Genomic DNA, 26049 nt, shown 5'->3' on the forward strand with positions numbered 1-26049 from the left:
TGGCTATTATCCGGCGTGATGCCGGCGGCGATAGCCGGATGAAGGGGATAAACGGCGGTAAGGTAAATTAAAAGATAACTCGTGGCCCTGACCAACGGGGTGCTGCGCTTATCCATCGTACTCTCTCTTTTCTTAAGTTAATCGGGCTTCGGTGATGAAACGGTAATCTTTCCATAGAAAATATTGATAATTTGATAGTGATATAAGCAAACTATTCTAATGTGTGATTAATTTATTGTCTGAATGGATAGTGCGAAATGTGATCAAGAACGAGTTATTTAATCCTGATAATGGGGAATGCGATGTATTAAATGCTAGGAAGTGGCGATAAGGATGGAAATACTCTTTTTTTACATCAATAACAATCCTTTTAATTTTTTAATGGTATTACATCCCAATCCAGCAGGTGTGGGGCATTCTGCTTATGTATTTGGAGATGTTTTTAAATGGGTTGGTCAGTATTCTTTGCGCTTTGATGTTTCATAGAGTGTGTTCTGTTGCAGATAGAAAACCTTTTAATATTCCCGGATGATGTTGGTTAGACGTCCATGTCTGGATTGGTATGAGATCAATAGCAATGACGTTTGCGGTTACACACCCTGTCATCACTTTGGTTGTTCCGGCCATACGATATCAGGAGCAATTGAGCAATCCACCCGACTGAGCAACACCCTGTATTTACGCCATTCAGTTAGTGTGGTTTGTTCTTTATCCGTAGCAATATCTAAATCAACGGCGTCCTGTAACGGTGCGATAGTATTTGTGGCCTGTGACATCAGATGCTGCTTCTTTCGTTCTGCCGAACGTTGCAGTTCTTTTTGAGATGGTGGCGGAATATCACCCCATGTGGGTAACCCATCAGAGCCGGCAATACGGCGCTTTCCTACCGGTGGACTATTCGACGCGAATTCTAAATAAATTTTCTCACTTATCTCAATACCATCTTCAGGCCATGAGTCAGAAGCCATATATCGTTGTTTTAGTTCAACCGGATAAAATGAATTTGATTTTGGGCTATAAATATACCTCATTTAATACCCCACAACATAAATCATAGGTCGATATTGACGATTATATGCACCAGTTGCAACTAATTGCAGCTCCACAGTGACTGATGCTTTATCCCAATCAATAACTTGCCAAAAACCGTCAGAATAGACGTCGTATTTAGGTATTTTGGTTGACACCTGAACATTTAAAATACCTGTTGGAAAAGTTATTGGTAACGGAACCTGCATTGAAAGTTCTGCTGTCGCGATTTCACCTGTCGTCCATGCCGTAATGACCCCTGTGTTATGATCTTGAATCCATCCCGCAGTTTCCAAAAGTGTTGAATCTCTAACCAATTGGCTAACCCACCCACCCCATGTGTTTCCCTTATCCCAAGATTGCCGAACGACTTCTTGTCCATGATGAGATGTGTAACGCTGGAAAATAACGTTACCTCCGTTCAATGCTTCCAAAATTCCATCTCCGTATAAATACCCTGTGGAAAGCAGCGGAAAATCTGGGACAGAAGACGGATTTGAAACAGTTACGTTATAGAATCCACTCAAGACATAATCACTAAACCGGTTACCGTTTCCAATGGTTCCCAAACTGGTAACATTCATTGCTCCGATGTCAGCAGCATTCAAAGAGACATCATTAGTCAGTGCTCTTCCATTAATTTTCCTGCTATCAGGCACCGAATTTTTCGCCAGTTCCACAGTTTCCCGTAACCCGAGATTCTTCACAAACTCCGCTTTATCAGGAACATCCGCCCCGTTCTGCTTTTTCTCCAAGAAATTAGAATTATTTTTGAGGGCGTTTTGATTAGCTGTATTTGCCAGATCATATGCTACTTTCACTGCTTTAGATGTTGCCGCATGAGTTTCACTATCACTAAAGACATCATTACTTAGAGTAACAAACCCTCTATCGTCCAATGTTGCGTAAGGGTGGTTCCTGCTTTGTACGTGCTCTTCAATCGCGCTTTTGATTGAATCTCTAACATATTCAGGTGTTGGTACTACTACTAAATTATCTTCTAAGGTTTTTATTTCAGTTTTTTTATCTTGAGTGCTCATATTTATTCCCTCATTTAATCAACAATACACATTGCTAAGTAACATGAAGGCGGGGGGATACTTCTCCGCCTGTAAACATCAATAAAATTGGTTTATCAACACTGGAGAGTACGACTTAACTAAATTTAGTTGGTTAACATTTGGTGAGCTGTATGTTTCGATAACAGAATGACATAAAATAACATATGGTCAAACATAATTTCTTATCTCAGTTTATTGATACACCTATCCGTTAAACTCATTCAACAGTGGTGCTTATGGACAAGTTAAGAGCAATCAACGAGTTTGAAGGCCATCTTAAAAGCCCCCTGATTAACCGAACGACCCGAAGCATGCATATAACCGCAAGCAGCAGGAATTATCATCATCAAGTGTGCAACATCCTGGACGAGCTTGAGCATGCTAACTTATCAGTTATGGAAACTTCTTACACTCTGACAGGCACGATAAAAGTGAGTATTCCAATATCTATAGGGTTAAAGGTATTAAATCCACTGATATGTTAGTTTATGCATGCTCACAAAGCCCTATCGGGCTTTTCACCTAAAAATAGAGGTTCCCCAAGGCTGATTAATAAAATAGGCCAACAAATAAAATTCTGACAAGCACCGTAACTTGATACACTTGAACGATGACTACTATTACTATTATCAAATTTTAAGGAATAACATGTCGTTATATCAGGACCACCAAGCTCTTGAGCAGCTTACACTCGGCAAAACTACTTTATATCGTGACCAATATGATGCCAGCTTATTACAAGCTATACCCCGTAATATGAACCGTGAACCACTGAAAATTTTCCCTGACAATTTGCCGTTTCACGGCGCTGATATCTGGACACTATATGAGCTGTCATGGCTGAATAGCCGTGGTCTGCCGCAAGTTGCTGTCGGGCATGTTAGTTTAAATGCAGTAAGTAAAAACCTGATTGAATCTAAAAGTTTTAAGCTCTATCTGAACAGTTTTAACCAGACTCGTTTTGAAAGCTGGCAAGCCGTCGAAGAAACACTACAGCGCGATCTGGCTGCTTGTGCTGAGGGCAAGGTGGAAGTGACACTTCATCATCTAGATCATTTTAATAACCAACCCATCGCCGCTTTTACCGGTGAATGTATTGATGATCAGGATATTGAAGTGACTGAATATAATTTCAACCGTCATTATCTGCAAGGTGCAGCACAAGGCCCGCAAGTGGAAGAAGTTTTGGTTAGCCATCTGCTGAAATCTAATTGCCTGATCACCCATCAACCTGACTGGGGATCTGTCCAGATCCACTACCAAGGGCCAAAAATCAATCGAGAAGCACTGTTACGTTACTTAATATCATTCCGGCATCACAATGAATTTCACGAGCAATGTGTCGAACGTATCTTCAACGATTTACAACAGTTATGTGCACCCGAAAAGCTCTCAGTCTACGCACGTTATACCCGTCGCGGGGGATTAGATATCAACCCGTGGCGTACAAATAGTGCAAACTTTGCTCCAGCAACAGGCAGATTGGCACGTCAATAAATCCGTTTTAAATCTGCTTTCCTAAGCGCAATTTGTGAAAAATAAGCTGAAATAGGGCATGTAATACATTCAGTTTAGTGATATTGATATGTAATCCATACACGGTATACAAGGAGTCATTCTTGATCACACATATCAACCCACTCGGCTCGATGGATTTATTATCTCAACTTGAAGTAGATATGCTAAAGAGTACCGCAAAAAGTGATCTGTATCGCCTGTTCCGTAATTGCTCACTGGCCGTACTCAATTCAGGTAGCCAAACCGATAATAGTAAAGAGCTGCTCTCTAAATACACCGATTTTGAGATTAACGTATTGCGCCGTGAGCGCGGGGTAAAACTGGAACTGGTGGATCCACCAGAAGACGCATTCGTTGATGGAAAAATTATTCATTCACTACAAGCTAACCTGTTCGCAGTGCTGCGGGATATCTTGTTTGTTCATACACAGATTACCGATCCAGGACAACAAGATTATTCCGATTCAGAGAATAGCGCACACATCACCAACAGAATATTCTCTATTCTGCGCCACGCCAGAGCGCTGCATACCGATGAAGATCTCAATATGATCGTCTGTTGGGGAGGCCACTCCATTACTAAACAAGAGTATCAATATGGCCGTAAAGTCGGTAATCAGCTTGGGTTACGTGGACTGAATATCTGTACCGGCTGTGGCCCCGGAGCAATGGAAGCACCGATGAAAGGTGCAGCTGTCGGCCATGCCCAACAGAATTATAAAAATAGCCGTTTTATTGGTATTACCGAACCATCAATCATTGCGGCTGAACCCCCAAATCCATTAGTGAACGAGCTGATTATCATGCCAGACATCGAAAAACGTCTGGAAGCTTTTGTTCGTATTGCTCATGGTATCGTTATTTTCCCAGGGGGTGTCGGTACAGCAGAAGAATTGCTTTATTTGCTAGGTATTCTGATGAATCCAGAAAATCAGGAGCAAATACTGCCGTTGATTCTTACCGGACCGAAGGAGAGTGAGAACTATTTCCAAGTTCTGGACGAATTTATTGTTCATACATTGGGCAAAGAGACACGACGCTATTATCACATCATCATTGATAATGCGCCTGAAGTTGCCAGAATAATGAAAAAAGCGATGCCATTAGTGAGAGATAACCGCCACAGTACCGGTGATGCATACAGTTTTAATTGGTCAATGAAGATCAATTATGATTTGCAACAACCGTTTGAACCATCACATGAAAACATGGCTAATCTCAATCTCTATCCTGATCAGTCATCTGAAAAACTGGCGGCGTCATTGCGCCGGGCTTTTTCCGGAATTGTTGCAGGCAATGTAAAAGAGGTGGGTATTCAATCGATTGAAAAACACGGCCCATTCAAAATCCACGGTGATGCTAAGATAATGCGCCATATGGATAAGCTACTGAAAGACTTTGTGGAACAGCACCGAATGAAACTACCAGGAGGTACTGCCTACGAACCTTGCTACGAAATCATCAAATAAAATTACCTGAAAAAATATCCACGCTCCACGGATGGAGCATTATGTTATTTAAAGTGATCCCATATGATACACCTTCTTATTGTTGATGCTCTTAACCTTATCCGACGCATTCATGCTGTGCAGAGCAGCCCATGCATTCCTGCTTGTGAACATGCGCTAAGGCAACTTATCCAACATTCTCATCCCACACATGCCGTCGCAGTATTCGATGAAGAGAATCGCAGTCACAGTTGGCGTCACCAGATATTACCTGACTACAAAGCTGGCCGTTCGCCCATGCCTGACAATCTGCAACAAGAAATGCCGCAAATCAGAGCATCATTTGAGCAACAAGGGGTCACCTGCTGGCATGCCAAAGGGCATGAAGCTGATGATCTGGCAGCAACACTAGCCGTAAAAGTGACTTCTGTTGGTCACAACGTAACGATTGTTTCTACTGATAAAGGTTATTGCCAATTACTTTCACCGAATATCCGTATCCGTGACTACTTCCAGAAACGCTGGTTGGATATGCCCTTTGTTCAACAAGAGTTTGGCGTTTTACCAAAGCAACTACCTGATTATTGGGGTCTGGCAGGGATAAGCAGCAGTAAAATCCCAGGAATTCAGGGGATCGGGCCTAAAACCGCCGCCACTTTACTGCAACAGGCCGGTACACTAGATAACCTCTTTCAGCACCTCGACCAACAACCCGATAAATGGCGCAATAAACTAGAGTCAAATCAAGAAATGGCATTTATCAGCCGGGAAGTTGCGTCATTACGTACCGATCTGGCTTTAAATGGTAATTTGCAACAACTCCGGCTGACAACAGCAACCTAACGAAAATACTTCGCTATCTTATCCAGATGTTCGCCTTTTAATTCTCCGGCCTCACTAAGCAGGCCGATCCAAGCCTTAATACAATTATATTTTGCTTGTGAGAGATCACGTCGAGCAGTATATAACTGCTGTTCAGCATTCAAGACATCCACATTAACCCGCTGCCCAAGCGCAACACTTTTACTGGTTGCGTCTACCTGCAAGCTAGCTGATTCAACCGCCATTTCATAAGCACTAATTCGTTTTTCACTATTTAAATACTGATTATAATTGCGGCGTAGCGCATTAAGGATTTCTCCAGCCTGAGCATCAAGATCATATTTAGTCCTGCCATAGTGGGCCGCCGCCTGACGTACAGAGGCCGACGTAGCACCACCATTATAGATATTCATGCTCATCCGCAAGCCAATGGTATCGGTTCGATACTTTTGATCTATGGTATTATCGCTGCTGGATTCGTTTTCAGAATGGGAAGCGTAGAACTCCAGCCTGGGTAAATGGCCCGCCCGATTACGTTGCACTTCATGGTACGCAGCTTTCACTTCCTGACGCGAAGCAGCCAAAACCGGATTGTTGGCTAATGCCAATGTTTCCCACGCCTCATAACGTTCAGGCGACAATCTCAATATCTGGAATCGCTTTTTATCTGATAACCGTTGCACCGGTAAATCAATAGGGAGAGGAGTACCCACAATTAGCTGTAAGCTTCGGATTGCCGCATCCAAATCGTCTTTGGCCGCTATCTCATCGGCAATCGCCTGACTGTAACGGGATTGTGTTTCCACCACATCAGTACGTGTCCCTTCACCAGAAGTAAACAATTTCTTATTCAGTTCCAGTTGCTTTTCATAAGCCATTTTCTGCCGTATGACTAAATCAATCTGATCCTGAGCATAAGCCACATCCACGTAAGCATTGACTACCCGAACAGCCAACTGCTGAAAATTCGCCCGAAAACGCTCATTGCTCATCAAAGTGTGAGCTTGGCTGGCTTTATAGCGAGCCCATATTTCAAAATCGATCAACGGCTGAGTCAACACAACAGCCGCGTTATAACTGCTATATTGGCGATCCCGGCTGCTAGTTGTCTTCCTACCCCAGAAGTCAGACCCAACAGATTCCATATGTTGCCAATTCCGTGGTGAATTTTGGTAAGACATTATTACTTTAGGTAACAAGTCTGCTCTGCCGATTTTTTCGTACTCCTCACCACCTTCCCGCTCTTTCACTGCGGCAAGGAAAGTAGGATCATTTTCCAATGCCAGCGCATAGGCTTCAGTCAAACTCAATGCCCATGTAGGAAAAGAGAACAGACCGACGCAGAAGAAAATCAGCAAACTCATTGATAAAGAAGCATTATTCAGTTTCATAATCACTCCTCTATCAACGATGTTGAAGCCCGATCCCACAATGGCTTAAACAGATAACTTAATAGAGAACGGGAGCCCGTTTTGACAAAGACCTCAACCGGCATCCCTGGCCTGATATCCAACCCTTTCAGTTTTTCCATTCCCTCTGGAGAGACAATCACTCTCATCTGATAATAAGGTTGGCTGGTTGCTGGATCGACCAACCTATCCGCGGAAATCACGGCAACTTTTCCTTCAACTTTTGGCGTTCGATTCTGGTTAAAAGCGGTGAACATCAGATCCACATTCAACCCTTTACTAATCTTATCCGCCAAATTAACCGCAACACGAGTTTCCACTTCAAGCGCCATCTGGTCCGGCAGAATTTCCATTAGTTTTTCGCCGGGAGCAACAACCCCACCTTGGGTAAAAATATTTAACCCCACAACAGTGCCATCAACCGGCGCAACAATTGAGGTATGAGTCAGTTCAAACTGGGCTGTATCTAGCTTATTTCTATATTCACTGGCAGAGACCTGTACCTCTGCTAATTGCGTGCGCACTTCCCGCTGATAGTCTGCTTTGCGCTGAATAATACGCTGCTGTGTTTCCTGTAATTGTTTTTCAAGCTGACCCGCTCGTCCTTCCATTTCCGCTATGCCGCTGTTGAGTTCAGCCTGTTCACGCAGAAGTTCCAGATAACGATTTCGCGGAAAATAGCCCTCATCCGCTAAAGATTTCAGATTAGTTATTTGCTCTTTAAGCGCCGCCTGCTGCATGCGTTTGCTGAAAAAAGAAGATTTCAGCCCTTTAATTTGGAAATTTATTCCTTCGACAGACTGCTCAAGCCCTCCCAAGTCGCTTCTCAGCACTTCACGGCGTGATACAAAAAGTTGTTTTTGCAGTTCGATTATCTCATTTACCCGTGGTTCAGATTGTAATTGCTGTAATATGTCGGGGAAAATTAACGCGTCATCACCATGCTGCTCAGCTAATAAACGGGCTTCCGTTGCCAGCGTGGTATACAGTTGATCCTGAAGTACATCGACCTGTGCTTTTGCCTGCACCTGACTGAGCTGGACGAGTATCTGACCCGCTTTTATTATTTCTCCTTCAACAACCTTAATCTGGCTGATGATACCGCTTGCCGGGGCCTGAACTGTTTTACGATTACCATCCACAACCACCACACCGGAAGATGCAACCCCTTTATCCAACGGTGCGAACGCGGCCCAAATGAGAAACCCCAGGATCCCCACACCAATCACTAACCATCCTAGTCGTAAAAAACGCCTTTCTTCCAAAGGCAACAATCCTTTTTCATCTCTTACCGGCGTAATCTGATCAGACATATCCACTCCCGGACAGAAATCTCCGTCTCAGCTATTTGATATTATTATAATTAAATGCACATTTACCTATGATGCCCGTGCGACTGCCTTAGTCGCAGAATGTTCCTGACTATCATTCCTTTGCGATAAAGCGGTCATCACTTGCTGAGATGAACCGAACATCTTCATTTTCCCCTGAACCAGCAGCAATATTTTGTTTGTCTGTGATAACAATGAGGTGCGATGAGTAATCACAATCACGGTCTTTCCTTGTGCCTTTAACTGAGAAATCGCCTCATTCAATGCTCTTTCTCCTGCCTCATCCAGGCTGGAATTAGGCTCATCCAACACGACCAATGACGGCTCGTCATATAGCGCACGAGCAAGGCCAATTCGCTGTTTCTGTCCACCAGATAATCCAACGCCTCCAGCACCAATCACGGTGTCATAGCCCTTATCAAGAGCTAATATCAGCTCATGAACGCCCGCTTTCTTCGCCGCCTGTACCACCTTTTCTGGCTCAACTTCATTAAAACGAGCAATATTTTCAGCGATAGTGCCACCAAACAACTCAATATCTTGCGGTAAATAACCGATTGAGGAGCCCAGTTCATCTTTATTCCACTGATAAATATCTGCATTATCCAGACGAACAACGCCTTCCTGTGTCGGCCATATTCCGACCAATAACCGGGCAAGAGTCGATTTCCCAGACGCACTGGGACCAATTAATCCCATCACCTCACCGGCATCCAACGAAAAGCTAATATCCTGTAAAACAACCTTACTGTTTCTTCCCGGAGGTGCCGCGGAAACTTTATCCACGGCTAAATTGCCTTTTGGCGCAGGCAATGACATGCCCGGTTTGCGTTCCGGTTGCTGTTCCAACAGGTTAGTTAACCGTTGCCATGACAAACGAGCACCACTCCAGCCTTTCCAGGCTTGAATCAGTTGTTCAATCGGTGAAAGCGCACGTCCCATCAAAATTGAAGCCGCAATCATCATGCCCGGCGTAATATGCCCACCAATCGCTAACCAGCCCCCTAATCCCAAGATCAGTGACTGCAAGGCCAAACGCACTGTTTTAGTGACTGAATTAATCACTGAAGCCCGCTCACTAGCAATGCGCTGGAAATCCAGGAAACGCTCATGTAATCCAAACCATCTCCGACGTAGCACTGGCAACATACCTAACGCCTCTATGACTTCGGCATTACGTAAATTAGTGCTAGCAAGACTTGCTGAACGTAGAGAGAGTTTACTGGCTTCGGATAACGGCTGATTTGATAACCACTGATTCAACACAGCCAAGGCAATCAATACCAGTGCACCTCCCAGTGACAACAGACCAAGCCAGGGGTTAAAAAGAAAAATAACGAGCAGATAGATTGGAAACCAAGGGGCATCAAAGAAGGCAAACAAGGCGTTACCCGTCAAGAACTGGCGGATATTTGCCAAGTCATTGAGCATCTGACCGGCATCAGTAGTGCCATTTTTTAGATTCGATTCATAAGATGCGGTATAAACCCGGTTATTCAGCTTCATATCAAGCTGGCTACCAATACGGATGACAATCATGCTACGGATATATTCCAGCATTCCCATCATGGTAAACATGCCGAGGGTAATCAGAGTCAACATCAGCAAAGTGATTTCATTGCCCGACGGCAATACTCTGTCATAAACCTGCAACATATAAACAGACGGAACTAACATCAGCAGGTTAATAAAGGCAGTGAACAGCCCGATAGTCCAGAATACCCGGCTACGAGCACGAATGACATCAGTAATTTCATCCTTCGGGAGCAGTAATTTCACACTATTTCCTTATTTTTATTTTTTTAAAAATATAACTATCTGATGTTAATGTTTCCTTTATTATTCATTTTTCTTATTAGTCTTATTGGGCTTCATCATTAATTCCCGACCATCGGCAAAGCGGGCAAACCAACCATCTGGCTCATGAGCAAAGAAAGCTAAACCACTCCCCTGTTCATCAGTAATCGTGAGGCCGTCAGGTGTTGGCCGCCAACCGGCAGGCACTTCGCCAAACATATACGCCAAACAATCGTTATCACCATTAAGTGACCAAATTGATCCCTCTGGTAAGGGGTGTTCGGTCAATGACACATCACATTGTTGATGTTTATCCGACAGTTGCCACACGCCTTTCAATTCACTAGCGTGTGGGAGATCAAGGCTACTTGCCATACTTCCTCCGATAATGCTGAATGTAAGAGCAACAAAGAATGCAAATTTCAGATACCTAACCGCAAAAACCATGCCGCCTCCAAACAAATAACCGCATCCAAGTTAGATGCGGTTGTGTTGTTGTGTTATGAAAGGATGAAATCAGACTCTAATATTGGCTCGCCAACAATCTTTACCCAAAAATCATCGTAGGAAAATTTATCGCCCAAATTAATGGCGAAATCATTCACCTTATCAACAGTGTTATAACGAAGCACAGCTTCTCCGACGGCACCGGTGAATTCCTCTACAAACTTAACGCCACCCTTCCCGGCTTCACCCAGATCGAACAGTGACACATCAATCTTGTCTTCACCGGAAACAAAGTCATGGATCCAATCACGCTCAAGAGGAGGTGATTCCTTGGCACTCAGGTAGACAAAGGTATCTTTGCCTTCCCCGCCCCAAAGATTATCTGCTCCCAAGCCACCGTAAATGATGTCATCACCCGCTCCACCCTTCAGAGTGTTGGCGGCATCATTCCCGATTAAAACATCATTACCACTGCCACCAATCGCATTTTCAATCGTGACACCACGGGCAATAGAGACGTTTCCTTTCAGCCCACCAACATCAGAGAAAGACGCTTCATTCAGATTGATACGTTGATCCTGAGTAAAACCAGAGAAATCAAACGTATCATTACCACCTGTATCCCAAGCGGTGAACAACAGTTTGCTGTTCTCATCTTTTGCGGTATAGAAGTCACGATCTGTGTTGGAATTAAAACCATATACTGTGTCATCGGCACGGATTGTATTATTCGCGCCATATACCGCCTGAATGGCAGCAATATCGTTAAGTAATGGTGCGGAAGAATAAATACCTTTAAAGTCCTGACCGGTATTTTTCTCACTAAAATAACTCATGACGGTATAAGCACGGCTATCTTCAAAATAAGTAGCGCTGTTCTTATAAGTTGGGCTTACATCGTCAGACGCATTATAATCAGCCGGATGTTGCAACCCCAGAGTATGGCCAATCTCATGAGTAAACGTTTGACGGCCATAACCATTCACGTCGATATCGTTGTTTGAGAAAGTACGGCTTTTTGCGTTATACCAAGTGCCTAACTGCGTCTTCTCTGGCCTTGGCAGATAAGCAAACGCATAACTCCCAGTCAAACTCACATCAAAGAACCCAAAGGTGACATTTGCCTCTTTGACATCAGTGGTTTCAACAAAATTAATATTAGCAACATCAGCCCAAGATTGTATTGACAGTTTTGCAGCAGCTTTTTGCTCATCATTAAATGCTGAAAATTCAGAAATATGCCACGGCATATTATCCGGCTTACTCTCCAGAAAAGTATACTTTAATTGGAAAGCTTTAGATTTATCGTCGTCCTGATGCCCCCAACGATAATCACCCCGGATTAATTCTTTAGCAGCGTCTTTACTGGGCTCATGCTCAACGACAATATTAGAATCCTTACCTGGTATATAAGCCTGTAACCATTTCAGCAACTCATTTGCTTTTTCTGAACCGCTAACGTCTTCCGAGTATGAAATTTTCTTCTTTAAAGACATATATTTCTCCATAAATTCAGGACTTAGATGTAAAATTCTTCTTATTTAATTAAATACAAGTCAATAAAACCTGAAAAACCTGAAAACAACAGACCGCCCCTGGTCATACAAATTAACAACTAAAATCCCTTTCACATAAACGTAACACTAAAGTTAATTATGTAAAAAGCAATTAACATATTTTTTTAATATAAACGTGATAAAAATAACATAAAACAAATAAACGATTGTTTTATATAACATAACTATTTAAGACGAAAAAAATACCGCTAATTTCTTAGTGGTATTTTCTTACGAATTAATTATCGATTATTTAACTATCTATGAAGTAAACTTTAAAAAATTTATAGCATTATTATTGATAATTTTAATCAGAAATTATCCCAAGCCGTTATATGAATAGACAAAATCAGAATAATCAAACCGCCTTAGACTGCAAGATTGAACGATATGACACATATGGAAAGGCTCTAAACCAGTAAACACCCCATATATTAATAACAACTTAATTAAATCAATAAAAAACATATATTATAGAATAGTTAATATTTATTTTATTCTAAAACACTCCGCACCAATATAATAAAATTATATTGGTAATTTTGAATATTAAAATAATAATATCAACATAGCTGATTAACTCACAAATATATTAAATCTAAAACAGCAATTTAAATCTATATAATATAAATATTACTCACATTTAATATCACAATTAAATTTCATTACTTAAAACCTTAATTAAACTAATTAAGAAAACAATCTCTTTCATTATTTCCATTTTATAATCTTAATTTATTGAATTATTTCACATTAATTTTACTTTTAATTAAACGATTATAATAATATATTTATTCTGCCATTTACCTTAAGTCAAGTACAAAGTCAACAATTTTACGACATAAATCATACAATATTCATTGTCACAGTAAATCATAATCACCTCACATGTAATACTTTCTTAGCTGAAAAAAACGCCTCAGAATATAGCTGAGGCGATTTAGGAAATCTTATTTTTTGCGTTATTCCAGCATGATGATGAACAACAGTGAATCAGTCATCATTCCGGCTAGCTGCATAAGCAGACCAAATACGACGAACATGAACCGTTATTTCTTCCCTGTCATGATAAAGGTGTTTTGCCTGAATTTGTGCATTTATACCACCCTCTTTTAATTGCAGGTTCATTTTCTGCAAATTATGAGCAACTTCTTCATAACGCTTTTTCATGGGTAATTTAAGATTAAAAATAGCTTCCCTGCACCAACCATTAACCAACCAATCTGCCATTAATTGCGTCACTTTTGCTGGTTTTTCCACCATGTCGCATACCAGCCAATAAATGTTTCTTGTCGAAGGCTCAAACTTAAAACCATCAACTTTATGATGCTTAACCTGACCGGTATCCATCAAGCTTTGCGCCATTGGTCCATTATCCACCGCATGAACCATCATACTACGTTTCACCAGTTGGTAAGTCCAACCACCAGGGCATGCACCTAAATCAACCGCATACAAACCGCTAGCCAACCGCTCTTCCCATTCGTCATATGGGATAAAAACATGAAAGGCTTCTTCCAGTTTTAATGTTGAACGACTTGGTGCATCCGAAGGAAATTTCAACCGAGGAATACCCATATAAAATGGCGAATTATTGTTACTGTAAGAATAACCGACATAACAGCAACCCGGAGCGATAAAGAAAACGTGTATCACCGGGCGGTTAACATTTTCCCGAATCTGCAAGATCTTTTCCTGACGCATGGCATTACGCAGCGGAACAGTAAATTTTCGACAGAATTTCAGTAACTCTTTACTTTCATTAGTATCAGGCACCTCAACCCGTAACTCACCTGCACGCTCAATGACACCATGCAGCATACCTACAATCGGGCTTATCCGATCTTCAGGAGGTAAATCTCGCAATAATTCACCCACGACCAGCATCTGGCGGGCAAAAATCAGCTCCCGAAATGGAATATCACGAATCAGCCGATCGGCATCTTCATATTGATAACACTCAAACAGGACATAACCACTGTTGTCTTTCACCCGGGCAAAACCGTAAATCTCTTTTTGACCCGCTTTATCGGTGATTTCTGCCGCACACTCTTTTTCAAAACCAGGGCGGCAATATAAAGCAATTTTATTCATGGCGAAGCGCCGATTTCCTTAGACGCAAAGCGCCAATTAATACTAAAAACCAGCCGATAAGAAAGCTGAACCCTCCAACTGGCGTAATATAAGCGAAGAATTTAATCTGTAATAAGGCCATACAATAGAGACTGCCACTAAACAACAAAATACCTACCGCAAAAAAGACGCCGCTCCAGTAAAACCAGAGCACAACTTTACGCATTAGCATGGCAGACATCGCCATCATTGCCAGAGTGTGAATACCCTGATATTGCAGACCGAGATCAATCCAACTTATCTGATATTTTTCCATCATCGGAGATAATAAATGTGACCCTACAGCACCAAACGCCACATAGAAAAACCCACTGAAACCAGCAAAGATAAGCATTAAGCGACTATTCACTGTTATCTTCCTTTTTCATATTCTATACCCGTCATCTTTCAAGTTGCCTCTTTGTTGGCTGCACTCACTCACCCCGGTCACATAGTTATCTATGCTCCCGGGGATTCGCTCCCTTGCCGTCGCGATGCATCTTGAAATCCATAGGGTATATCTGAGAGCTCTTATAGCTCGAATGCCTTATTCCGCTCTTACTCATTGGTAATAAAGCCCAATTTCTCCTGCTCACTCGCTGCCTGTGCCAAAACCCATTGTCTGAATGCGGCAATTTTCCCCAATTCAGCCTGATTGTCATGACAAACAAGGTAAAATGCATTCTTACTCACTAACACATCATTAAATGGGCAAACCAAGCGCCCCGCATCAATTTCAGTCCGAGCCATGACATTATTTGCCAATGCAATACCTTGCCCATGAACAGCGGCCTGGATCACCATTGCACTATGGCTAAATATCGGTCCTTGCTGAACGTTTATCTGCTGCTGCATATCAAGCTGGCGCACATACGCTTGCCAGTCACGACGAGAAGAATCGTGTAACAACGTATGACGCGCCAAATCCGCGGGGGTCTTCAAAGGATTTTCGCCAGTCAGTAACGAAGGAGAACAAACAGGAAGCAAATATTCCGCGTAAAGACGATCAGTGCGTAACCCCGGCCAATTTCCACGACCATAAAATATGGCAACATCGACATCATCAGCAAGCTTATCTTCTTCTCTGTCTACCGCCTGTATCCTGACATCAATGCCTGGATAAGCTAAATTAAAGCTGGACAGCCTTGGAACCAACCACTGGATAGCAAAACTAGGTGAAAGGCTAACCGTCAAAGCACCTTTGGCACTTCTAGCTTGAAGTTTACGTGTTGCTTCATTTATCGCCGTGAATATCTCTTTAATGTCCAGATAGTAGCTTTGACCTTCTTCAGTCAACAATAGTGATCGATTGCGACGACGAAACAGCTTCAACCCAAGAAAATCCTCCAGACTTTTCATCTGGTGGCTAACTGCGGCCTGCGTCACAAATAACTCTTCAGCCGCCTTAGTAAAACTTAAATGGCGCGCTGCGGCATCAAAAACCCGCAACGCATTAAGTGGAGGTAAACGTTTGGACATGTGAGCCCTTATGTAATGTTGGCGATACCGGTAACTCTTTATATTTAGTTATTAGTTTTTGTAATCCGAATCATTATAAATTGTCCCTTGAGGATACACCAGTAAATCCCTATAGTGGCGCCACTTCCTAAGCCGGAACGAAAAGTGAATCAGCTTAACGCTATGAAACTTTTGGCTTTGTGGTTGTGATGTTGTGTTTGCAAGTTGTCTGGGAAACCAGACCCTGTAGCTTAAGCTACTGCTTTTTTTTCACTTCCTGTACATTTACCCTGTCTGTCCATAGTGATTTTTTAATGCACCGCGGTTGCGGTGCTTTTTTTTGGCATAAGGACCGGAACATGGCAATATTATTCCATGTAATAACCTATCCATTTTCCGCCAAAACAATCGGATACATAACCATAAAACAAAATTAATATACTCATGAAAAAGTTCGAACCAGAACAGTTCCGCCAGCAATTTCCAGCGCTACAAAAATTTCCGACACAACACTTTCGGACACAACAACAGACGGTATTTCTGGACAGCGCAGCCACTGCACTCAAACCACAAGCCATGATAAAGGCAACTCAAGACTATTATCAAAACAGTGGCGCTACTGTACATCGTAGCCAACACCAAGCAGCTCTGGAAATCACATCCCGCTATGAACAGGCCCGGCAACGAGTTGCTGAATTCATCAACGCCCCAAAAGCTGAAAATATTATCTGGACAAAAGGAACAACAGAATCCCTCAATCTAGTTGTTCAAAGTTATTTCCGCACTCATCTCCAGCCCGGTGATGAAATCATCGTGAGTGAGCAGGAACACCATTCCAATCTGATCCCGTGGTTAATGTTAGCGGAGCAAATCGGGGCCAAGGTTATTAAATGGTCTTTAGGCAACGGCAAGTTGCCTGACATCAACATTCTGCCTGGACTGCTGAATAAACACAGCCGATTGATAGCCATCAGCCAAATGTCCAACGTGACTGGCGGAGCCGTTGATCTCGCTGCAATAACCGCAATAGCACACCAACATGGTTGTCTGGTCGTTGTGGATGGTGCCCAAGGTGTTGTTCACAATCCCATTGATGTTCAACAATTAGATATCGATTTCTACGCATTCTCTGCTCATAAACTCTATAGTTCGAACGGCGTTGGTGTACTTTACGGCAAAAGTGAGTTACTTGATGCCATGTCTCCCTGGCAAGGTGGCGGGAAAATGCTCTCCCACACTTCATTCAGCGGTTTTATACCAGAAGCGGTACCTTTCCGGTTTGAAGCAGGCACACCGAATGTTGCAGGTATTATTGGTTTTTCTGCCACGCTGGAATGGTTGAAAGATATTGATATTGCCAAAGCCGAGGCCCATGCAATCACACTTACTGATTATACCGAAGAACAACTCTCCGCTTTACCCGGATTTATCAGTTATCGCATTGCGGGTTCCAGCTTATTGGCTTTTAATTTTACCAACATTCATCACAGTGATTTGGCAGCCATTCTGGCAGAACAAAATATTGCCTTACGTTCCGGTCAGCACTGTGCTCAACCCCTGATCGAAGCATTAGCTATCAGCGGCTGTTTGCGTGCTTCCTTTATGCCTTACAACAACCAACAGGATGCCGATGCTTTAATTCAGGCAGTAAAATTTGGCCTTTCTCTATTACAGGATGAATGAATTACAGGATGAATGACATTATGACTCAAGCCGCTGAAAACCAGATTGCACCACACCCATTTGGCCGGGAAATCAGCCAACAACAGCTCATTGCAACCTTTGACCAATGCCGCCAATGGGAAGATCGTTATCGCCAGTTAATCTTACTGGCAAAGAAACTGCCTGCACTGCCTGAAAACTTAAAACAGCAAGACACTGAAATGTCCGGCTGTGAAAACCGGGTTTGGTTAGGGCATCAATTACTGCCAGATGGTCATCTGCATTTTTATGGTGACAGCGAAGGCCGCATTGTAAAAGGTCTACTGGCGGTGATCTTGACTGCCGTAGAAGGCAAAACACCGGAACAAGTTTTAGCAACTAACCTGTTGGCACTGTTCCACCAACTTGGGCTGGAACAACAGATAAGTGGCTCACGGTTGAACGGCGTCAAGTCACTGATTAATACCGTGCAAAACGCCGCGAAATCTTATATCAAAGATCACCCTGACGTTGCGCTTTAGCCACCATTTTTTTCAGGGCATGGGAAACTGCTACAAATCCAAATGTCGCCGTGACCATCGTTGCGGCACCAAAACCAGAAGCACAATCCATACGCTTAGTTCCCTCTGCGGTACTTTTCGCGGCACAAACAGAGCCATCACTCTGCGGATAAACTAATTGCTCGGTTGAAAACACACAATCAATACCCAATTTACCTTTACCATTCTTCACAACACGATAATCAGATTTCAGCCTTTCTCGCAGTTTAGCCGCTAAAGGATCCTGAACCGTTTTCGCCAAATCAACAACCTGGATCTGTGTTGGATCAAGCTGCCCACCTGCGCCACCAGTTGTGACCAATGGAATTTTATGGCGGCGGCAATAAGCCAACAGCGCCGCTTTTGGCCTGACACTATCGATAGCATCAATCACATAACTGAATCCAGCCGCCATCATCTCTTCAACATTATCGGGTGTGAGGAAATCATCAACACAAGTCACTTTGCACTCTGGATTAATTGCCAGAATACGCTCGGCAATCACCTCAGTCTTTGGTTGCCCAATATGCTGTTTTAACGCATGTAATTGACGGTTAGTATTGGTGATACAAACATCGTCCATATCAATCAAAGTGATCGCACCGATTCCTGTACGCGCTAAAGCCTCAGCCGCCCAAGAGCCCACACCACCGATACCTACAACACAAACATGAGAATGGCAAAACAAAGAAAGCGCTTTTTGACCATATAAACGGGCCGTCCCCGCAAAGCGCTGCATATATGCATCAGAAAGAGAAGTTTGCATTACTGAATATCAATCCTGAAAACCTGTTATAAAATTTATGAAGAGCCATCACTGATTTACCATCAACATGGTAGGCTGCGCTTTTCGTAACACCCAAACCCGGCCGTAGTGATTATAGAAACCTGCCGCTATACCCGCCGCATCACCAATACCATGATAGATATCGAAATGATGGCCCTTTATTGCCCCACCAACATCCAGTGCAACCATTAGGCGCATCTGGTACTGGCCAGTAAATTTACCCTCTTTATCCAACAAAGGTATCTCCGCCAACAGTGTTGTTCCTGGCGGAATAAGCATTTTATCCGCAGCCACGGAAGCTTTTGCAATTAAAGGAACACGACTCGCTCCCCGTACCAAGGCATAGTCTTCAGGTTTAAAGAAAACAAATGATGGGTTCTGCTCCAACAGTTCACGAACTTCTGCCTCACGGTGAGATTCCACCCATTTGCGAATCGCCAGTATAGAGATATCTTCCCGCGCAATTTCTCCGCGCTCAATCAGCAACTTGCCAATGCTCCGGTAAATGTGCCCATTCTTACCGGCATAACCCAAAAAAGTCAGTGGCCTACCATCACCAAAATCAACATAACCACTACCCTGTACTCCCATAATATAATTATCAATCAGTGAACGACTATAACCAATAATCAAACTCGGGCTAAGAGCGCCATTGTATATTGCAGTTCGACTTGGCAAACGATATTTACTCTTAGGCGGCATCCGGTACAGAGGATATTTAAATTCACCCTGTTTAATACGGCGAGCCTGTAACACTGGCGTATAATAACCGGTAAATTGGACGTTACCGTAATTATCCACACCTTCCATCTGATAAGCGCGTAAATTAAACAGATTCAACTTACTGGTTTCACCACCCGCTAACATCCAGTTTTGAACGGCGTCAAAAGTTAAGCTATTACGGTTATACAGACGAGGAGCAGACTGACTAATCAGCGCAACCTGCTCTGAAAAATCCTTTGCATTAACTGGCTTACCCTGCGCATTAGGTTGATTAACCAGCCGTAAATCCTGCGCGATATGACCATCTCTATATTGTTGGCCCTGTGCTGTTGGGCGAGAATGACATCCAACCAACAGTGAAATCACGGCTCCACACAGCAGATACTTACCCCAGTATTTCATTGTTGCCTTCTCTACACTGACCAACATGACCCGACGGCAAACCATACCAAACCAATAAAAATAATGAAACCTACCATAAAAAAATAACTTAACGAAACAACGACACAAACGAATAGAAAAACACCGATACGCAGAGTAACTAATCAAAAACGTAACGAAACAAACAATAATTAATAAAAAAACTTGCATCGGATATGATCCTGAGTATAGTGCCCGCATCGGACGCGGGGTGGAGCAGCCTGGTAGCTCGTCGGGCTCATAACCCGAAGGTCGTCGGTTCAAATCCGGCCCCCGCAACCAATACTATAAAATAGTTCAATATTTGCGAATGGAACCGATTCCAGCAGGCATTAGTGATGCAGGAAAACACAAGGTAGGTTCTAAACGGACGCGGGATGGAGCAGCTTGGTAGCTCGTCGGGCTCATAACCCGAAGGTCGTCGGTTCAAATCCGGCTCCCGCAACCAATTTTCGCTAATCAAAATATTAAAACGGACGCGGGGTGGAGCAGCTTGGTAGCTCGTCGGGCTCATAACCCGAAGGTCGTCGGTTCAAATCCGGCCCCCGCAACCAATTCTCTATGCGTTTCAGCGTAAAAATTCCCAAAACAAAGTTTCCTAATCGATTTACCACCACCATATCTGTTGCTCTGCGGCGACAACAAACGCAAGCAAGACGCGGACATAGCCAGAGCAAGTGAATACTGGCGTGACCAGCTCTATCGCACCTTGTCGGCCGAAGGCAACCCGGAAGTTAGAAGGCTAAATAGGGGAAGGAGTATAGGCTAAAGAAGATAGTCTCCTTTCCCTTTTTAACAGCAAAAATCACCCATAGCGGTAGGTTCAAATCGCCAAATTACCCCCATTCTTGAAATAAGCTTTGATGCCCGCAAAAATTGACTCTGCGATCTGCTGCTGGAAACGCGCAGTTTTCAGTTTTCGCTCCTCTTCCAGATTACTAATAAACGCAGTCTCTACCAGAATCGAGGGAATATCCGGTGCTTTCAGTACCGCAAATCCAGCCTGATCCACCCGATTTTTATGCAGTTTATTCACTTTGCCCATGCGTTTGAGCACTTCACTACCAAATTTAAGGCTGTCATTGATTGTCGCAGTTTGTAACAAATCAAACATCGTATGATCCAGATACTTATCACCACTTTTACTTACCCCACCAATCTGGTCAGCTTCATTTTGCGTCTGGGCCAGAAAACGTGCGGTATTACTGGTTGCACCTTTAGTCGAGAGTGCAAAAACCGAAGAACCACGGGCAACTCGGTTAGTAACGGCATCAGCATGAATAGAAACGAAGAGATCAGCTCGCATCTTACGCGCTTTTGCCACCCGGACTTTTAGCGGGATAAACACATCTTCATTGCGGGTCATATAAACTTTCATACCCGGTTCACGCTGAATAAGCGTTCTCAATCGACGAGCAATTTGCAGAACAACATCTTTTTCGCGGGTCTTATATTTGCCAATAGCACCAGGATCTTCCCCACCATGTCCTGGATCGAGCATGATAATGATTGGCCGGTCTTTACCTGCTTTGCCTGACTTTGGTCTTTCCACTGGCAGATCTTCTGCCAAATGACCTTTATTGTACTCTTCAAGCAGAGCAAGTAAGGGATCATCATCCGTATTCATTCCCGCAACCGGATACATATCCAACACCAGACGATGTTTAAATTTCGCCACTGGTTTCAAAGTAAACATATGTGGGCTGACCGATTGCTTAACTTCAAACACCAAGCGAACGGTTTTAGGATTAAACTGCCCTACCCTCACCAGTTTAAGATAAGGATCACGGGACTGAATCTGCTCCCCCATCCCGCTTAGAGTATGATTCAGTTGTACACCTTCAAGATCAACCACAATTCTATTTGGATTTTTTAGCACAAACTGGCGATATTTGAGTGGGATATTGGATTCAAGAGTCACACGGGTATAACTAGATGCCGGCCAAATACGTACTGCGATAATTTTTGCTGACGCTGCGTAACCCACCTGGCTAACGCTAAGCAACCACATTGCTGCGGCTCCCTGTAACAAACAACGTCGTGACAGATTATGATCTGAATGACTCATCTACTAATATTCCATTCATAAAATACAAACATTCAGGGTGATATTCACCAAGTGAAAAACACTAACCAATCAGCATTATGCTGTCGTCAATGAAAAGCATTTTATATTTTGCAAATTATTAACGTCTACATGTATATCAAAATGTTTTTACCTTAATTGCCTCTTGCCATTTTCTCTCAAAAGGAATAAAAAAGCATAAATTACGAATAAAAATTCAATCGAGAGCCTATTATGAAAGAACGAAGCACCGAGTTAGTTGAAGGATTTCGTCATTCTGTTCCGTACATCAATGCACACCGTGGTAAAACTTTTGTTATTATGCTTGGTGGAGAGGCTATTGCTCATGAAAATTTCCCTAATATCATCAACGATATAGGATTACTGCATAGTTTAGGCATCCGTCTGGTTGTCGTTTATGGCGCCAGACCTCAAATTGAACAAAACCTTGCAGACCATCATTACAAACCGGTTTACCACAAACATACCCGTGTAACCGATAATAAAACATTAGAATTAGTCAAACAATCTGCTGGTTTGCTGCAACTGGATATCACCGCACGTCTTTCTATGAACTTGAATAATACCCCGTTACAAGGCGCCAATATTAATGTCATTAGTGGTAATTTTATAATTGCTCAACCGCTTGGTGTTGATGATGGTGTGGATTATTGCCACAGCGGGAAAATTCGCCGTATCGATGAGCATGCCATAAATCGCCAATTAGACAATGGCGCAATCGTGCTAATGGGTCCTGTTGCGGTTTCGGTCACCGGAGAGAGTTTTAATCTGGCATTTGAAGATGTTGCTACTCAGTTAGCTATCACACTACAGGCTGAAAAACTGATTGGTTTCTGCTCTACTCAAGGTGTACAAGATGAAGACGGAAAAATCCTATCGGAAATTTTTCTTAATCAAGCACCGGAGCTGATTAAAAAGCTCGAAGTTAGAGGTGACTACTATTCAGGTACAGTCCGTTTTTTACGGAGTGCAGTAAAAGCTTGCCGTCGTGGCGTTCGTCGCAGCCATTTATTAAGTTATCAAGCTGATGGTTCTCTACTTCAAGAATTATTCTCCCGAGAGGGTATTGGTACTCAAATAGTGATGGAAAGTGCGGAACAAATACGCCGAGCTAATATCAATGATATTGGTGGTATTCTCGAGCTTATTCGCCCACTGGAACAACAAGGCATTTTGGTTCGCCGTTCAAGAGAACAACTTGAAAGAGAAATTGATAAATTCATCATTATCGAACGCGACAACCTGACTCTCGCCTGTGCTGCACTTTACCCTTATCCTGATGAGAAAATTGGCGAAATGGCTTGTTTAGCGGTTCACCCTAAATACCGCAGTTCTTTAAGAGGCGAAGTATTACTGAATCGCATTGCGGAACACGCCAAACAGTTCGGACTGGAAAAACTGTTTGTTCTGACTACCCGCAGTATTCATTGGTTCCAGGAACGGGGTTTTGAACCCGCAGAACTCTCAATGCTACCGATTCAGAAACAAGTGTTATACAACTATCAACGCCGCTCTAAGATTCTTATGTTAAGTTTGGAACCACAGTAATAAACGTATTCATGCCGAAAAAGCCGACTTTTGCGAAAAGAATATGCTGAATATATCAGCCGTTTTGACTGGAAACCGGGACTTTGGACTCATACATATTGTTTGATTACCGCAGACGGCGCTCTGATTGAGAGACTCAAAACAGGCATCAAGAAGCAAGAACACCCAGCGAAATGACAGTTCTTCGAGCTGTTTGCTCACCATCTCTCCCCTCATGCTAAAAGCGCGTTTTACTCGCAATTAGCATTCAGGAAGGAGAATTCCGCAAGTTTTGTTACACAGCGCGATTCACCTATTTATGAAGACCCGCGATAACCATCGCGGGTCTTGTTACCGATCAGTGCCAGTTGGCTGCCAGTACAGGTTGCAACCGCTGTTGTTCGACATCGCCGAGCATTGCGGTCGCAGGCGCTGGCGGCGCGAATGCAACCATCGCCTACCGGTGTAGTCCTTGTTAGCATCTTCACTGGCTAAAGCACCGAAACCATCTTTGAATTTTTTCTCGCCAGCAGCACCATCTATTCCGGCCTTACCACTGTAGTACTCGGAGAACATCTGGCTGACATCTTTTATCTGACCGCTACCATCATCGATCACCAGTATTCCGGTATTGCGATCGGCCCAGCCACTGCGCTTGAGCGTGCCACTGTTGTCCATGTCGAACAACACGCCGTCACGGATATCAGTCATGTGCACACCATTGCCGCTCAGATCCAATAACAACGGGTCAACATAAGTGTTAAACGTTGTCATCGCCGATAAGCCGTTCAACGTCACAGCATTGCGTAAGCCGAAGTCCAGTTGGTTAGTGTCTCCGGGTTGGTAGAAAGGCTTGTAGAACTCCGACAGATAGGTGTTGGGTTTAACATTGGGGTCAAGCTGCATTTCACCGGGACGAATACCACCGGTGGCAAGGCTTGCCATTTGGGTTGAAGTGAAGTCTGTTTTATTGAGCATATCCCCGAGGGCAGATATTTTGTGTGTCGCGGAATTTTGGATATAACCGTTGGCAACATCCTGCTGCGCTTTATTTTCTCCCTGAATATGTTTCTGCGGCTATGGGGAGGAATTGATATCAATGTTAATCAAATTTGTCCCCAGTGGGCGGGTACGCATATCCTCCGAGGTAAGCCATAAACATTGCATTCCACCTTTTTCTTCATAATACTCACCATGACGAGTCAGGTTGTCACGAATGATTTGAGCTCCATGCTTAGTAAACATCTTCTGCAAATCATCAACATTATTATTAGGCCACAGATCTCCTTGAAAATCTTTACGACTGTATCCAATAGTCTTTAATGAGAAATACACGAAATCTACACAACTGTTGTTGAGTAATCTGTAACGCGTAGCATCAAATTCTTCTAACTTTGGGTTTTCTGAAAAACCAGATAACTTGTTGTACTGATCTTCAGTCAAAGCTATGGTGATTTCATAAGAGGTCTGTTGGTAGGCGGTATTATCATGAGGAGTTACTTACCCTTCACCATACATTTGATCATACGCTGACTCGAAACCATAACTTTTTTCATTTCCGTTCCCGTCACTTAAAACATACCATATATGACCGCCGGATGAAGAATGTACATCTCCCGCTTTGTGCTCTCCCTTATCAGCCTGATAAATATATTTCGCCCCCATAGGAGCAACTTTATATGTTACGGTATAGTTCTTTGCCATCTTTGATATTTCCCTTGTTTATACTGATACCATTTTAAATCTTATTAAATCTTCGGATCGTAATAGGTGAACTCGACAAAACTCTCAATTCCATTAAAAGCAGGGACATCCTCCAGGGTGGTAATTACCGCAGAGTAGCATCCGGCGGGTAAAGAAAATGTCTTAATTTCTCGCACAGCCGTAGTTATACTTCTCCCTTCGAAATCAAAGCTACATCCCCAGCTACGTCCCCCTGCGCTTATTTTCTCGTCAAAAAAAACCTCGCCGTTTCTAACCAAATGAAGCGAAACGGGGGTTATAACTCCGTCCTTATCAATATAACCGAATAATTCAAGCCGCCTTTTCATTTCATCATCATCCCCTTTATCAAACAGCAGAGCAAACTGATAATCTCCAACCTTGCTGATTTCAAAATCAATTTTTACTGATTGACCAGACTTCGACACGTCAATCGGTTTGTATATATCAATGGGCTTAGAGCATGCCATTAATAAGGTGCAACTCATAAAAAAAATAATATTTCGCCAATTTTTTAACCTTTCATGTATACGTAATACTTTCATTTCGTCACTCCAAATTTTAATATTTCCTTTGTTTATACCGATGCCATTTT

At 43.0% G+C, this 26049-nt stretch carries 24 protein-coding genes, 3 tRNA genes and 1 pseudogene; 11 read left to right on the forward strand and 17 right to left on the reverse strand.

The genetic code is table 11. The features are described 5' to 3' along the window. The first annotated feature begins 333 nt into the window (after window positions 1–333). A complete protein-coding gene (locus D3222_RS25055; protein ID WP_157975322.1) occupies window positions 334–486 on the forward strand; it encodes a hypothetical protein in 153 nt (50 codons plus the stop codon). Window positions 487–605: 119 nt separating this feature from the next. On the opposite strand, the gene D3222_RS12750 is transcribed toward D3222_RS25055, so the two are convergent. Beyond that, window positions 606–1031 carry a tail fiber assembly protein gene (locus D3222_RS12750; RefSeq protein WP_118986513.1) on the reverse strand — a complete coding sequence of 142 codons (426 nt, stop codon included), beginning with the start codon at window positions 1029–1031 and terminating at the stop codon, window positions 606–608. Further along, a complete protein-coding gene (locus D3222_RS12755; protein ID WP_118986514.1) occupies window positions 1032–2069 on the reverse strand; it encodes a tail fiber protein in 1038 nt (345 codons plus the stop codon). 669 nt (window positions 2070–2738) lie between these two features. Here D3222_RS12755 and queF point away from each other — a divergent pair. From queF to xni, 3 genes are all read left to right on the forward strand, one after another. After that, on the forward strand, window positions 2739–3587 hold the full coding sequence (gene queF / locus D3222_RS12765) for an NADPH-dependent 7-cyano-7-deazaguanine reductase QueF (RefSeq protein WP_118986515.1): 849 nt from the start codon (window positions 2739–2741) through the stop codon (window positions 3585–3587). Window positions 3588–3709: 122 nt separating this feature from the next. Continuing rightward, on the forward strand, window positions 3710–5077 hold the full coding sequence (gene ppnN / locus D3222_RS12770) for a nucleotide 5'-monophosphate nucleosidase PpnN (protein WP_118986516.1): 1368 nt from the start codon (window positions 3710–3712) through the stop codon (window positions 5075–5077). Window positions 5078–5140: 63 nt separating this feature from the next. Further along, complete coding sequence (xni, locus tag D3222_RS12775; protein ID WP_118986517.1) at window positions 5141–5899, forward strand: flap endonuclease Xni; 759 nt, start codon at window positions 5141–5143, stop codon at window positions 5897–5899. Here xni and D3222_RS12780 read toward each other — a convergent pair. The 8 genes from D3222_RS12780 to D3222_RS12815 form a co-directional block, all read right to left on the reverse strand. Next, window positions 5896–7269, reverse strand: coding sequence for a TolC family outer membrane protein (locus tag D3222_RS12780; RefSeq protein WP_118986518.1), 1374 nt, complete (start codon window positions 7267–7269; stop codon window positions 5896–5898). The two genes, xni and D3222_RS12780, sit on opposite strands and share 4 nt — an antisense overlap. A gap of 2 nt (window positions 7270–7271) precedes the next feature. After that, on the reverse strand, window positions 7272–8600 hold the full coding sequence (locus D3222_RS12785; protein WP_198672804.1) for an HlyD family type I secretion periplasmic adaptor subunit: 1329 nt from the start codon (window positions 8598–8600) through the stop codon (window positions 7272–7274). Between the two features lie 66 nt (window positions 8601–8666). Then, window positions 8667–10397 carry a type I secretion system permease/ATPase gene (locus D3222_RS12790; RefSeq protein WP_118986520.1) on the reverse strand — a complete coding sequence of 577 codons (1731 nt, stop codon included), beginning with the start codon at window positions 10395–10397 and terminating at the stop codon, window positions 8667–8669. A 60-nt stretch (window positions 10398–10457) separates the two neighbouring features. Beyond that, the gene (locus D3222_RS12795; RefSeq protein WP_198672805.1) at window positions 10458–10862 is read right to left on the reverse strand and encodes an AprI/Inh family metalloprotease inhibitor; all 405 of its coding nucleotides are present in this window, start codon (window positions 10860–10862) and stop codon (window positions 10458–10460) included. A gap of 53 nt (window positions 10863–10915) precedes the next feature. Further along, window positions 10916–12370: a serralysin gene (gene prtA, locus D3222_RS12800; protein WP_304598672.1), complete on the reverse strand. Its 1455-nt coding sequence runs from the start codon at window positions 12368–12370 to the stop codon at window positions 10916–10918. A 1041-nt stretch (window positions 12371–13411) separates the two neighbouring features. Beyond that, complete coding sequence (gene rlmM, locus D3222_RS12805; RefSeq protein ID WP_118986522.1) at window positions 13412–14512, reverse strand: 23S rRNA (cytidine(2498)-2'-O)-methyltransferase RlmM; 1101 nt, start codon at window positions 14510–14512, stop codon at window positions 13412–13414. After that, the gene (locus D3222_RS12810; protein WP_118986523.1) at window positions 14505–14900 is read right to left on the reverse strand and encodes a DUF423 domain-containing protein; all 396 of its coding nucleotides are present in this window, start codon (window positions 14898–14900) and stop codon (window positions 14505–14507) included. The genes rlmM and D3222_RS12810 overlap by 8 nt, the downstream gene beginning before the upstream one ends. 188 nt (window positions 14901–15088) lie before the next feature. After that, window positions 15089–16009 carry a transcriptional regulator GcvA gene (locus D3222_RS12815; RefSeq protein ID WP_112876495.1) on the reverse strand — a complete coding sequence of 307 codons (921 nt, stop codon included), beginning with the start codon at window positions 16007–16009 and terminating at the stop codon, window positions 15089–15091. A gap of 423 nt (window positions 16010–16432) precedes the next feature. Between D3222_RS12815 and csdA the strand changes: the two genes are divergently transcribed. Beyond that, a complete protein-coding gene (csdA, locus tag D3222_RS12825) occupies window positions 16433–17671 on the forward strand; it encodes a cysteine desulfurase CsdA (protein WP_118986525.1) in 1239 nt (412 codons plus the stop codon). A gap of 20 nt (window positions 17672–17691) precedes the next feature. Next, on the forward strand, window positions 17692–18171 hold the full coding sequence (gene csdE, locus D3222_RS12830) for a cysteine desulfurase sulfur acceptor subunit CsdE (RefSeq protein ID WP_118986572.1): 480 nt from the start codon (window positions 17692–17694) through the stop codon (window positions 18169–18171). Here the strand turns inward: csdE and tcdA are convergent. Further along, window positions 18143–18955 carry a tRNA cyclic N6-threonylcarbamoyladenosine(37) synthase TcdA gene (tcdA, locus tag D3222_RS12835; RefSeq protein WP_036781567.1) on the reverse strand — a complete coding sequence of 271 codons (813 nt, stop codon included), beginning with the start codon at window positions 18953–18955 and terminating at the stop codon, window positions 18143–18145. The genes csdE and tcdA overlap by 29 nt on opposite strands. A gap of 48 nt (window positions 18956–19003) precedes the next feature. Continuing rightward, window positions 19004–20101, reverse strand: a complete 1098-nt coding sequence (gene mltA, locus D3222_RS12840) for a murein transglycosylase A (protein WP_118986573.1) — start codon at window positions 20099–20101, stop codon at window positions 19004–19006. 223 nt (window positions 20102–20324) lie between these two features. Between mltA and D3222_RS12845 the strand changes: the two genes are divergently transcribed. The 3 genes from D3222_RS12845 to D3222_RS12855 all read left to right on the forward strand — a co-directional run bounded on the left by D3222_RS12845 (window position 20325) and on the right by D3222_RS12855 (window position 20673). Beyond that, a tRNA-Met gene (locus D3222_RS12845) sits at window positions 20325–20401 on the forward strand. 89 nt (window positions 20402–20490) lie between these two features. Then, window positions 20491–20567, forward strand: a tRNA-Met gene (locus D3222_RS12850). A 29-nt stretch (window positions 20568–20596) separates the two neighbouring features. Beyond that, window positions 20597–20673 (forward strand) — tRNA-Met (locus D3222_RS12855). A 269-nt stretch (window positions 20674–20942) separates the two neighbouring features. On the opposite strand, the gene amiC is transcribed toward D3222_RS12855, so the two are convergent. Then, a complete protein-coding gene (gene amiC, locus D3222_RS12860) occupies window positions 20943–22187 on the reverse strand; it encodes an N-acetylmuramoyl-L-alanine amidase AmiC (RefSeq protein ID WP_118986526.1) in 1245 nt (414 codons plus the stop codon). Between the two features lie 231 nt (window positions 22188–22418). Between amiC and argA the strand changes: the two genes are divergently transcribed. Both argA and D3222_RS26730 read left to right on the forward strand, forming a co-directional pair. Beyond that, on the forward strand, window positions 22419–23753 hold the full coding sequence (gene argA / locus D3222_RS12865) for an amino-acid N-acetyltransferase (RefSeq protein WP_118986527.1): 1335 nt from the start codon (window positions 22419–22421) through the stop codon (window positions 23751–23753). Window positions 23754–23780: 27 nt separating this feature from the next. Further along, window positions 23781–23930 (forward strand): annotated as a pseudogene (locus D3222_RS26730) (IS200/IS605 family transposase); the annotation flags it as partial. A 153-nt stretch (window positions 23931–24083) separates the two neighbouring features. On the opposite strand, the gene D3222_RS12875 reads toward D3222_RS26730, so the two are convergent. The 4 genes from D3222_RS12875 to D3222_RS12890 form a co-directional block, all read right to left on the reverse strand. Beyond that, entirely contained in the window at window positions 24084–24710 is a 627-nt protein-coding gene (locus D3222_RS12875) for a hypothetical protein (protein ID WP_198672806.1), read from the reverse strand. A 99-nt stretch (window positions 24711–24809) separates the two neighbouring features. Beyond that, window positions 24810–25175, reverse strand: coding sequence for a hypothetical protein (locus D3222_RS12880; protein WP_118986529.1), 366 nt, complete (start codon window positions 25173–25175; stop codon window positions 24810–24812). Window positions 25176–25232: 57 nt separating this feature from the next. Beyond that, window positions 25233–25436: a hypothetical protein gene (locus D3222_RS12885; protein WP_118986530.1), complete on the reverse strand. Its 204-nt coding sequence runs from the start codon at window positions 25434–25436 to the stop codon at window positions 25233–25235. 44 nt (window positions 25437–25480) lie between these two features. Further along, window positions 25481–25999, reverse strand: a complete 519-nt coding sequence (locus tag D3222_RS12890) for a DUF5625 family protein (RefSeq protein ID WP_118986531.1) — start codon at window positions 25997–25999, stop codon at window positions 25481–25483. Window positions 26000–26049 lie beyond the last annotated feature (50 nt).

This window comes from Photorhabdus sp. CRCIA-P01 (genome assembly GCF_003545805.1).
Taxonomy (GTDB): Bacteria; Pseudomonadota; Gammaproteobacteria; order Enterobacterales; family Enterobacteriaceae; genus Photorhabdus; species Photorhabdus antumapuensis.

Coding starts and splice junctions, on each gene's coding strand:
- tcdA (WP_036781567.1), bottom strand. CDS start 18,955: ATGCAAACTTCTCTTTCTGATGCATATATGCAGCGCTTTGCGGGGACG.
- argA (WP_118986527.1), top strand. CDS start 22,419: ATGAAAGAACGAAGCACCGAGTTAGTTGAAGGATTTCGTCATTCTGTT.
- D3222_RS12785 (WP_198672804.1), bottom strand. CDS start 8,600: ATGTCTGATCAGATTACGCCGGTAAGAGATGAAAAAGGATTGTTGCCT.
- rlmM (WP_118986522.1), bottom strand. CDS start 14,512: ATGAATAAAATTGCTTTATATTGCCGCCCTGGTTTTGAAAAAGAGTGT.
- mltA (WP_118986573.1), bottom strand. CDS start 20,101: ATGAAATACTGGGGTAAGTATCTGCTGTGTGGAGCCGTGATTTCACTG.
- D3222_RS25055 (WP_157975322.1), top strand. CDS start 334: ATGGAAATACTCTTTTTTTACATCAATAACAATCCTTTTAATTTTTTA.
- D3222_RS12885 (WP_118986530.1), bottom strand. CDS start 25,436: ATGGCAAAGAACTATACCGTAACATATAAAGTTGCTCCTATGGGGGCG.
- amiC (WP_118986526.1), bottom strand. CDS start 22,187: ATGAGTCATTCAGATCATAATCTGTCACGACGTTGTTTGTTACAGGGA.
- xni (WP_118986517.1), top strand. CDS start 5,141: ATGATACACCTTCTTATTGTTGATGCTCTTAACCTTATCCGACGCATT.
- csdE (WP_118986572.1), top strand. CDS start 17,692: ATGACTCAAGCCGCTGAAAACCAGATTGCACCACACCCATTTGGCCGG.
- D3222_RS12815 (WP_112876495.1), bottom strand. CDS start 16,009: ATGTCCAAACGTTTACCTCCACTTAATGCGTTGCGGGTTTTTGATGCC.
- D3222_RS12875 (WP_198672806.1), bottom strand. CDS start 24,710: ATGCTCAATAAAACAGACTTCACTTCAACCCAAATGGCAAGCCTTGCC.
- prtA (WP_304598672.1), bottom strand. CDS start 12,370: ATGGAGAAATATATGTCTTTAAAGAAGAAAATTTCATACTCGGAAGAC.
- csdA (WP_118986525.1), top strand. CDS start 16,433: ATGAAAAAGTTCGAACCAGAACAGTTCCGCCAGCAATTTCCAGCGCTA.
- D3222_RS12750 (WP_118986513.1), bottom strand. CDS start 1,031: ATGAGGTATATTTATAGCCCAAAATCAAATTCATTTTATCCGGTTGAA.
- D3222_RS12890 (WP_118986531.1), bottom strand. CDS start 25,999: ATGAAAGTATTACGTATACATGAAAGGTTAAAAAATTGGCGAAATATT.
- D3222_RS12795 (WP_198672805.1), bottom strand. CDS start 10,862: ATGGTTTTTGCGGTTAGGTATCTGAAATTTGCATTCTTTGTTGCTCTT.
- D3222_RS12755 (WP_118986514.1), bottom strand. CDS start 2,069: ATGAGCACTCAAGATAAAAAAACTGAAATAAAAACCTTAGAAGATAAT.
- queF (WP_118986515.1), top strand. CDS start 2,739: ATGTCGTTATATCAGGACCACCAAGCTCTTGAGCAGCTTACACTCGGC.
- D3222_RS12780 (WP_118986518.1), bottom strand. CDS start 7,269: ATGAAACTGAATAATGCTTCTTTATCAATGAGTTTGCTGATTTTCTTC.